This window comes from Microvirga soli (assembly GCF_016734765.1).
GTDB classification, from domain to species: domain Bacteria; phylum Pseudomonadota; class Alphaproteobacteria; order Rhizobiales; family Beijerinckiaceae; genus Microvirga; species Microvirga soli.
The window spans coordinates 1-9,202 of the sequence record NZ_JAERQE010000095.1; the positions used below are offsets into that span (position 1 = coordinate 1).

A 9,202-nucleotide genomic window follows, 5' to 3' on the forward strand; every position below is an offset into this window, starting at 1 on the left:
CCGCTATGAGAAGACCGCACGCTCCTTCATGGGTGTGCTTTGTCTCGCAGCTACTATCGATTGGATCAGGCGCTAACCCGCCCTAGGCGTGGCGAGGAGCTTGTGCCAGCCTCCGCTTCCACGCCCTCCAGAACCAAGTGCACGAGCTGCAGCGGCTTTTGGGCAAGAAGACACTCGAGGCCGAAGTACTCAAGGAAGCCTTGGAGGTGGTGGACTCAAAAAAACGGCTGCTGCGGTCCGCCTCGTTGCCGAAGGACGGTTCCCGATGAGTGTCGTCGCCGAGACTCTTGGGGTGGCTCGCTCCAACCTCATCAAGCGGACGCAATCGCAAACCTCCCGCTCGCGCGGCCGGCCGCCCTTGCCGGATGCCGCTTTGGTCGAAGAGATCAAGGGCGTGATCGCCACCATGCCGACCTATGGCTATCGGCGAGTGCAGGCCGTTCTGGCGCGCCGAGCGCATGAGCAGGGCCAGGCTCCGCCCAACCACAAGCGGGTCTACCGGGTGATGAAGGTGCACGGCCTGCTGCTCCAGCGGCATGCGGGCGGCGCTGAGACACGCCGGCAGGACGTGCGGTCGCGCAGTCCAATCTGCGCTGGTGCTCGGACGGATTTGAGCTCGGTTGTGACAATGGCGAGAAGGTGCGGGTCGCGTTTGCCCTCGACTGCTGTGACCGCGAGGCGCTGGGCTATGTCGCCACGACAGAGGGGATCAAGAGCGAGGATGTCTGCGATCTGATGCTCAGCGCGGTTGAGCATCGCTTCGGGCCTGTGAACCGGGTGCCGCACACGATCGAGTGGGTGACCGACAACGGGAGCTGCTATGTGGCGGGGCCAACCCAGTCGTTTGCCCGGGAGCTTGGGCTGGAGCCGCGCACCACGCCGCTGGAGAGCCCGCAATCGAATGGCATGGCTGAGGCCTTCGTGCGCACGATCAAGCGCGATTACGCCCGCGTCAGCTCCTGCCCGGATGCCCGGTCCGTGATGGCCGCGTTGCCTGACTGGTTTGCCCATTACAACCAGCTTCACCCGCATCGGGCTCTCGGCTATCGTTCACCCCGCGATTTCATCGCGGCCCGTCAATCCCAGGAAGCCATGTCCGCTCTTTAAGGGGCAACAACAGCAACGGCTTTCCTCCAACTTGTACAGAGCTCGCCAATCAGTGTAGCGGGGCTTTAGATCAGCTGATCCTGAGGCACTTTGAGTGCAGTTGCGAGGCTTTCAAGCATCTCCTCCTCGATATCCTTGTTGCCTTCCTCAATAGCTTCGATATCCTCTTTGGGAATGCCGCTCTTTGCGGCGAGGTCATCGCGCGAGATGTTTCTCCATCGACGGTAGGCCATCAAGGCGGGCTCGCCGCCTGCGATCGCATAGGTAACATCCATCGGTACGCGGAAGGCATCAACCATCGTCGTCTCCTCCAGAATCCCAGGCTAACACAGAACGAGCTGTCCATGCTGCGGATATGTCACGGCAACCAAGGGAGAGCGCACTGATGCTCGCTCCCGCCCGTCTAGGGGGTCTTGCTGCGTGAGCCCAGACGCATGGCGGTATTTGTCGACACGTGGCAAAAGGAGAACGGATAACGTATCGCACACACCTTTTGAGCTTATGACCTGATCCCTGGAAACTGGACCGGCCAGAGTGAGAATTTTCCCGTAATGTCTCCCGGCTGGGAGAAGGGGAAAGGCCATGAAGGTGTCCAGGTTCTCAGAGCAGCAGATCGCCGTCCTGCTCAAGCAGGTCGATGACGGCGTGAGCGTCGAGGAGGTCTGCCGCAAGGTCGGGATCTCACAGCAGACCTACTACCGCTGGCGCAAGAAGTACGGCGGGCTGATGCTCTCGGAGGTGCGCCGCCTCAGGCAGCTCGAGGAGGAGAACCGGCGCCTGAAGCAGATGGTGGCGGACCTCTCGCTCGACAAAGCCATGCTGCAGGACGTGCTGTCAAAAAAGCCCTGAAGCCCGCTCGGCCGTGGTCCAGCGTTCGGGGCAGGTCCACTTAAAGTGAACGACTTTGATGCTTGTCGTTGAATATGGGGCACTCCGTTCTCAAACGAGGGGAGCCTTGATGGGGATACAATAAAGTGCCTCCATCCCAAACGATCCCAAAAAGGCGAGACGCCATTAAGTCGACGGTCACAGCGTGTTGGCCTGTCGATCTTCCAGTATAGATAAAAGCTTAACTGAGGGTAATGCTCATAATTTATTTTAGTTCGTGCTTTGTTCTGGCACTCGGAGTTTGATTGCGATAAAGTCATTACTCATAAATTACAGAAGCGAAACTGAGATGAGCATGGATAAGAACAAGGCTATCGAAACAGCGATGGCCCAAATTGAGCGTGCCTTTGGGAAAGGCTCGATCATGCGTCTTGGTAGCGGTCAGGTTGTTGAGGTAGAGACGATCTCGACCGGCTCTCTCGGACTCGATATCGCTCTGGGTGTGGGTGGCCTTCCGAGAGGTCGCGTCGTCGAGGTCTACGGACCAGAGTCCTCAGGCAAGACGACATTGGCACTCCAGACCGTTGCCGAAGCGCAGAAAACAGGCGGCGTCTGCGGGTTTATTGATGCCGAGCACGCACTCGATCCTGCCTACGCGCGAAAGTTGGGCGTCAATCTTGATGATCTCCTGATCTCCCAACCGGATAATGGCGAGCAGGCGCTGGAGATTGCTGATACCTTGATCCGCTCGGGCTCTGTGGATGTGCTGGTCATCGATTCTGTTGCGGCGCTCACTCCGAAGGCCGAGATTGAGGGCGAGATGGGCGAGAGCCGTCCCGGTCTCCAGGCCCGTCTGATGAGCCAGGCGCTGCGCAAGCTTACCGGTTCGATCAGCCGCACCAAGACCATGGTGATCTTCATCAACCAGATCCGCATGAAGATTGGCGTCATGTACGGCTCGCCTGAGACGACCACAGGCGGAAATGCGCTCAAGTTCTATGCCTCAGTGCGGCTCGACATCCGCCGGATTTCGACTCTCAAGGATCGGGATGAGCCGATCGGCAACCAAGTGCGGGTAAAGGTCGTCAAGAACAAGGTCGCTCCGCCGTTTAAGCAGGTCGAGTTCGACATCATGTTCGGTGAAGGCATCTCCAAGATGGGAGAGCTCATCGATTTTGGGGTGAAGGCCAACGTGGTGGAGAAGTCCGGCGCCTGGTTCTCGTACGACAGCCAACGTCTTGGTCAGGGCCGCGAGAACGCCAAGACCTTCCTGAAGGACAATCCAGAGATTGCGGCCGAGATCGAAGGCAAGATCCGCCAGAACGCCGGTCTGCTGATCAACGAGTTGCAGGCCAACGATACCGACGGTGCTCCGGTAGATGAGGATGCTGCATAAGCCTGAACATGAGACACCGGTTCGGCTGGACCGGTGTTTTACATCACTCCCCACAGGGTAACTTTGTGATCGAGTTGGTCCACATGATAGGTACGCAACAGGCGAAATACGCCTGTAACCTTCGGCTGTCACTCTCCGACCAGTTTGAGGCTCTCACCGCATAAGGCCTCATTGGCCGTTTAGTGCCCCTATCGTCCCTTAGCCAAATTTGCGACGCATCCCTTTGAAGGCGTGATGTGATCCTCCACTTCGGGCAGTTCCAAGGGCGCTGTCCAATGGGATGCCACAAGAACTCCAGCAGTACTGCGATGAAAGGGACGCGATCCAGTTCATGGCCCCTCTTGGGCTGACCGGGTGGTGCTTCAGTGCTGGTGTTCAGGGGGGGCGAACAAGATCAACTCCACGCGGTCGTTGCCTTTAACGTAAGCATCATGGCTGGGCGGGATCTCGAAGAAGTCACCGGCACCGATATGCGTCTCGATGCCCGTATCGATCATGCGGACCACAAGCTGACCGCTAATGCAGTAGCCAGTGTGGCGCATCGGGCATGAGTCAGGCGACCCAAGCAGCGGCTTCTCATCGGCCTCCCAGGTCCAACCTGGTTCGAAAATCGCGTGCATGCCGGCCGTGCCGTCAGCCATCTTGATGATGGAAATTCGGCCGTGCTCCTTCATGTCGAGCAGTTGGTCGGGCTTCTCGAACCGCTTGATTTCAATTGCAGAGGCCATCTTAGATCCTTCCGTCGTGGCGGAATGGAAAAGCACACAGACCAGTATCAAGCAGGTTAGATGTCAGAACAAGCGCGCCTCTCGTAAGTTCGCAGCAGCTACTTCGTAGTTACTTCGTACTGAGTAAGCACGATCTGCGAACAGCCTAAAGGAAATCTCAACGGTAAACAGTGCAGTTTCGTTTCTAATGTTAGGGACAGGCCGTCATCAAATCGCCGTACCCCTGCGATCGCTATGCATCCTGTTCCATGATGGACTTATCGGAATCACAGAACCTTTGATAGGGGCTTGGAGGCGCGGGGTTTCAGCTCTGAAAGGATCATTCGGACGTGCGCGAGAACTCGTGCAGCCTGCGCTTCCTTAATCAAGGTTACATTGTCGGGTGGAGAATCCGGGAGAGGCATTTGTGCGCTCCGCTCTACAGGCGGGAGCACCTGGCTCTCAGTCGCCGACGCCTGTGCAAACACAAGTCAACGATAGCCCATGTAAGACCATGGCTACGGCGAAGCTATGGCTATTCCGCGCCTCCGGGAGTTCAGTTAGGGCAACTATTGAAGTTCTTGGACTACCTGCCCACAGCCGAGAGAGCCGGGGCGCCTATGAAAAAGGGTCGCGCCCAGTCTTGTGACCGTGTTCGCGACCCTTCGAACCGTATTTGCCCCTACGGTGAAGCCTGTTTATCTACCCCGAACGAGGTATGTAATAAGTACAAATCCCTATATTGGGCAACTATCACTAAAATGCCGCATGCTTCTACGACGAATGACAAAGACGTGGCCGGCATTATGTGAGCAGTTGACCTTTGTCGGGTTCGTCGATTGCCCCTACGGATCCGCAACTCAAAGCGCCCTCTTCGGATGGGCGCTTTTTCTTGGACGCTGCGCTCTTTACTTGCATTCCATACAGCGTCTTCAGCGAGTTATGCACTCCAGAGATGAGGGCTTAAGACAGTGGGTCATGCCACTCGATTGTCATCGAAGCTGTCACGGTGACGACCCGCTGGTCTTGCTCATCCCTCACCTCGATGACGACATCGCTGGTATCGCCTTCACCAGCCTGCTCGTTCTAATCTCAGGCGCTGAACGAGCTGCCGCCCGCATGGCAGCGCCCGGGCTGTCGAACTCGAAACCCTCGTCATCGCGGACGAGCTGCTCGCCGTCATGGATGTCGAGATAGTAGTGCGCCACGGCAATGTCCCTTTCAGAGTTGATGCCTCCTAACTCATCGGAGGTGATCTCACGGGTATCGCCCTTCGACAGCATCCAGACTGCCGAACTCAAGACCTTTGTCATCGGGAACAAAGCGTGTTCCGTCGCGGAGATCGAAGTAGTAGCGGGGCATGCGGTTCAACCAGAATGCTGGTCCGGCACCGTCAGGTTTGCGAGTTGACGTCGCAAAGCCTCACGGGATCAGCCGGTCAGACGCCAGCAGCGAGGCCAGCCACCTCGGCCCAGGTCGTAAGGGCCTGGGCCCGGGCTTTGCGATGATCAGCGGCGGTGGAGTTGGCAGGTCGGCGGAAGAGGTTGCCAACTAGATCGTGGGCTGAGAGGAACCGCTGGGCCTGCCCAGCTGATTTGAAACACTTCATAACGCGTTCGCGTCGTCGCGTGAGCTGATGGCTGTTCTCCGCGCGATTGTTTAAGCCCTTATGCTGCCGATGCTCCACGCTCGGCATGATTACGCGCTTTGCCGCACCGTAGTTGGCCAGCTTGTCCGTGATCATCACTCGAGGGACGATACCGTGCTTCTTGAGCAGCTTGCACAGCAGGCGCTTTGCGGCCTTGGCGTCGCGGTGGCTCTGGACCAGGATGTCGAGCACGACGCCGTGCTGGTCGACCGCGCGCCAGAGCCAATGCTTCCGGCCCGCAATGTGGATCACCACCTCATCGAGGTGCCATTTGTCCCCGGGCGCAGGCAGACGTCGCCTGATTTGGTTGGCGTAATCTTGCCCGAACTTCAGCGCCCACTGCCGCACCGTCTCGTGGCTGACCTCGATGCCCCGTGCCGCGAGCATCTCCTCCACCAAACGCAGACTGAGCGGAAACCGGAAGTAGAGCCAGACGGCATGGCTGATCACCTCAGCCGGAAAGCGGTGGCGGGCATAACGAGGATCATGAGGCGATTTCATCCCTCACGTATGGCTCTCAGTAGTCACTAGCGCGGTTAACCTGACGATGCCCCTCAATCTTTGCCCCACGGGCCCGACACCTTGAGCGCCCTCCTCCGGAGAGGCGCTTTTTTCTTGGCTGCTGTGACCTTCTACTCACGTTTCATGCTGCGGCTTATGAGAAATCGCAGGTTTTAGTTCAAATGGGGAAAGGTGTATGCCAGGTAGGGATGGCCAAGGGCAACGCTGAAGAGCTTCTGGCCTGAGCCGTCGGTAATCACCACCTCCCAGCCCTGCCACTCTGCCGAGGCAAGCATGCCGTTCTGGTGGAGGTCCTCAAGCGCGCAGGAGATATGGCTCACTTGGTCCCCCTCATTTGGCATATTAACCCCTTCCTCATCACGGATGATTTCTGTTTCAGAGATTAAATTGAAGAAGAACCTTGCTGAGGCGAGTCGTTCCGAGACGGACATGAGAGCCTGCCAGTAAAAGGCCATATGGAACTCAGATAGTGGGAACGATTTGTGCGGGGAATGCGGCAGGAAAAGTAAGCTATAGGGCTATAACCGAGTACCTATATTCGATCTTTACCCTGCAAAAGTGGTAGGTTACAAACAATATAGTCCTATGTTAGGCGAAAACACTCACTTAGGAGCTAACATGGGACCAGATTCTCAGATCGTTCCGTACTAGCAGTTATGCGAAATTGACCACCGACTCTCACCCGAGCGGGTGAGCCGCCCGGCGCACGTTCATGGAGATTTCCACGCTGAACAGCAGGTGGCTGTCTCCGTCTCGGACATAGACGCAGACCTCAGAAGCGCGGCGTCGCGGCAAAGCATCTTGGCTGATCTCAGCAGCCGCACGCGAGGCCTCGTACTCGGCGACTGCCAGGCTCTCATAGTTGAAGCCTACATCATCGCGGGTGAAGTCGGCCCCCACGGACACGTCGAAATAGAACCGAGGCACCGCGATCTCTCCTGTTGGGTTCGGTCCTTACGAACCGCAGGAGGAACAGATTGTTCACGTGAGTTGCTGGAACTCTTGCGCCTCTAACCTTTGTTGCTTCGGTCACTTAACCTATGTGAGGCATGCGTGATTATCTCAACCGCGCAGAAGCGGCTTCCATCCCCGGATTTGCCTTTCGGAGCAAAAGCGCGGCGGATCTCCGAAAATCCGCCAGTAGCCGACACCTGCCATAGGGTTGATTGTCCAAAAGCCCACAGGCTCCGGCAGGCTTGGAGGGACCTCATCTTGAGTTACCCAGAGGATCACAGGCGTGCCGTCTCGCGGAGCGGTGCTCACCAAGGACCAGCCGCCCCTCATTTGCATGACCGACATGTTTGATGGCCTCACAAGGCCTGTCAACGACACGCGGAAGCTTTTGTTCGCGGCTCCATCTGAGGATTATGCGAAGTTCTGGATCTAATTAGCAGCCATCACCACTTGCGCAGCGAGCACCTCACGGCCCTTCGCGGTCAGGACCGCCACATTGCGGTTCTCAGGGCTGGTCGTGGCATATCCGCTGCTGAACAGCTTATGCAGTGTGGCGGTGAGCCGGACGTCAGCATCGTCATGCACCCAGGTGTAATCACCGGCTCTGTCGGAACGGTAGACGCGGTAAGCGGGCTTTTTGACCAGAAGATTGAGCGTGCGCAGTTGCGGCTGAGTGATGTTCATGGATGCTAACCTCTGATCAGGTCATGGTCGCCATAGCCTGATGGGAAAGGGCCGCGCCCAGTCTGTGGCTGTGGTCGTGGCCCTTGGTCCGTAGTGCCCCTACGGATGCCCCTGTATAAGCAGCCTTCCTGATCGATACAATAAGTACCTATGCCTATACTCATAGTAAATAAGGCAAAATCCTGCATCTTGGATTAGCCATAAATTGGTAGATGATGAAGTTCATCATCGTAGATGATGTCTAATTGACCTATTTTTGCCTTTAGTAGATCGCAATCAGCACCCATTCCTGCTACTAACCGACTGTCTACTTATCCGCCATATTCTTCTACTTACGTTCTCTAACGGCGTTTCTGCGCATAACATCTGTGCGTTGCGCGCCAAGCCTTCTGGCTATGTGCGCGCACTACTGGTTCGGCTTCGCTTGAGGGGTAAGCAAGCCTTAATGACTCCTGATTATTAACAAAACATCTGTAAAAAGACTATAAACTTGCTGAATCAGATAATAAACCTAATGCATAGATATGCCTTATTGAAGACATATATTTGCAAAATACATGTCGATACCGGCTTCGTTATTTTGCCCCTACGGGTCGGACCTTAGAGCGCCCCCTTACACGAGAGGGCGCTTTCTTTTTGCCGTGGCTGGTATGACGGACAACCCCTCCGCCACACTGCCGAGCGGAAACCGGGCGTTTCCGACCCCGTTCCCCACCGGGGCGGTCCGTGTCGGCTCACGCCACGGCTGAGCGGCTTGTCAGAGTGGGTGTTTTTGAAATTCGCGCCCAAATACGGCGAAGGCCTCGGGGAGGAAGGATCCCGAGGCCTTGCCCGTGGGGAGCAACGGGCAGCTCTGGGAGTCCAAGCGCCGTGCTCGACCATCACAGGCCCTGATCGTGCGCCTGGTGCCGCACGGCGTCAACGAATGCGCCGCTGCATGATGCCCTTATAGGTCTCGTCGACATGGATCTCCACCAGTTCCCGCCGCTTGCGTGCCTCCTCCACCATGAGGGGCCAATGCCGCTCCACGTCCTGATCGATGAGCCGCCGCCGCTCCTCCCCGCGCAAAGCCGGATACCAGCCGGAGCGCTCGATCGTCTCCCGCAGGATCACCCGCGCCATGGCTTCGAGCTCTTGATCTGGGTTCATGCTGCAGCCCTGCGAATCTCACCTGGCACTGCCCTATCCTTACCCAGCCTCCGCTCTGCCGATAGCCCTGTTCGGGACGACCCGTCAGGCACGATAGGCGCGCGGCAGCGGCCGCCAACCGATCCAGGACGGTTCTGTCGCAAACACTTTGTTTCAGAGTTTCAGCTACTGCTCCCGGGGTTCAGGGACGGAGGGCGGCGTGTTCAA

10 protein-coding genes and 2 pseudogenes are annotated in these 9,202 nt (G+C 57.3%); 3 read left to right on the forward strand and 9 right to left on the reverse strand.

Going from position 1 to position 9,202, the window contains the following annotated elements; translation table 11 throughout:
• Window positions 1-69: 69 nt before the first annotated feature.
• A pseudogene (locus JKL45_RS30335) lies at window positions 70-1,107 on the forward strand (IS3 family transposase); the annotation flags it as partial.
• A gap of 65 nt (window positions 1,108-1,172) precedes the next feature.
• Here the strand turns inward: JKL45_RS30335 and JKL45_RS28635 are convergent.
• Window positions 1,173-1,406 (reverse strand): helix-turn-helix domain-containing protein, encoded by a 234-nt coding sequence (locus JKL45_RS28635; RefSeq protein WP_201865174.1) that lies wholly within the window; start codon window positions 1,404-1,406, stop codon window positions 1,173-1,175.
• Between the two features lie 283 nt (window positions 1,407-1,689).
• Here JKL45_RS28635 and JKL45_RS28640 point away from each other — a divergent pair.
• A pseudogene (locus JKL45_RS28640) lies at window positions 1,690-1,950 on the forward strand (transposase); the annotation flags it as partial.
• A 340-nt stretch (window positions 1,951-2,290) separates the two neighbouring features.
• On the forward strand, window positions 2,291-3,331 hold the full coding sequence (gene recA, locus JKL45_RS28645) for a recombinase RecA (RefSeq protein WP_201865176.1): 1,041 nt from the start codon (window positions 2,291-2,293) through the stop codon (window positions 3,329-3,331).
• A gap of 362 nt (window positions 3,332-3,693) precedes the next feature.
• Here the strand turns inward: recA and JKL45_RS28650 are convergent, their stop codons facing one another.
• From JKL45_RS28650 to JKL45_RS28680, 8 genes are all read right to left on the reverse strand, one after another.
• Window positions 3,694-4,059, reverse strand: coding sequence for a cupin domain-containing protein (locus JKL45_RS28650; RefSeq protein ID WP_201865177.1), 366 nt, complete (start codon window positions 4,057-4,059; stop codon window positions 3,694-3,696).
• A 1,016-nt stretch (window positions 4,060-5,075) separates the two neighbouring features.
• Window positions 5,076-5,339 (reverse strand): DUF6894 family protein, encoded by a 264-nt coding sequence (locus JKL45_RS28655; RefSeq protein ID WP_201865178.1) that lies wholly within the window; start codon window positions 5,337-5,339, stop codon window positions 5,076-5,078.
• A complete protein-coding gene (locus JKL45_RS31005) occupies window positions 5,296-5,400 on the reverse strand; it encodes a DUF6894 family protein (RefSeq protein WP_376771093.1) in 105 nt (34 codons plus the stop codon). The genes JKL45_RS28655 and JKL45_RS31005 overlap by 44 nt, the downstream gene beginning before the upstream one ends.
• Before the next feature lie 76 nt (window positions 5,401-5,476).
• Window positions 5,477-6,187, reverse strand: a complete 711-nt coding sequence (locus JKL45_RS28660) for an IS6 family transposase (RefSeq protein ID WP_201865179.1) — start codon at window positions 6,185-6,187, stop codon at window positions 5,477-5,479.
• A 173-nt stretch (window positions 6,188-6,360) separates the two neighbouring features.
• The gene (locus JKL45_RS28665; RefSeq protein ID WP_201865180.1) at window positions 6,361-6,639 is read right to left on the reverse strand and encodes a DUF6894 family protein; all 279 of its coding nucleotides are present in this window, start codon (window positions 6,637-6,639) and stop codon (window positions 6,361-6,363) included.
• A gap of 247 nt (window positions 6,640-6,886) precedes the next feature.
• The gene (locus JKL45_RS28670) at window positions 6,887-7,135 is read right to left on the reverse strand and encodes a DUF6894 family protein (RefSeq protein ID WP_201865181.1); all 249 of its coding nucleotides are present in this window, start codon (window positions 7,133-7,135) and stop codon (window positions 6,887-6,889) included.
• Window positions 7,136-7,591: 456 nt separating this feature from the next.
• The gene (locus JKL45_RS28675; protein WP_201865182.1) at window positions 7,592-7,846 is read right to left on the reverse strand and encodes a hypothetical protein; all 255 of its coding nucleotides are present in this window, start codon (window positions 7,844-7,846) and stop codon (window positions 7,592-7,594) included.
• 918 nt (window positions 7,847-8,764) lie between these two features.
• Complete coding sequence (locus JKL45_RS28680; protein ID WP_201865183.1) at window positions 8,765-8,995, reverse strand: hypothetical protein; 231 nt, start codon at window positions 8,993-8,995, stop codon at window positions 8,765-8,767.
• Window positions 8,996-9,202: the final 207 nt, after the last annotated feature.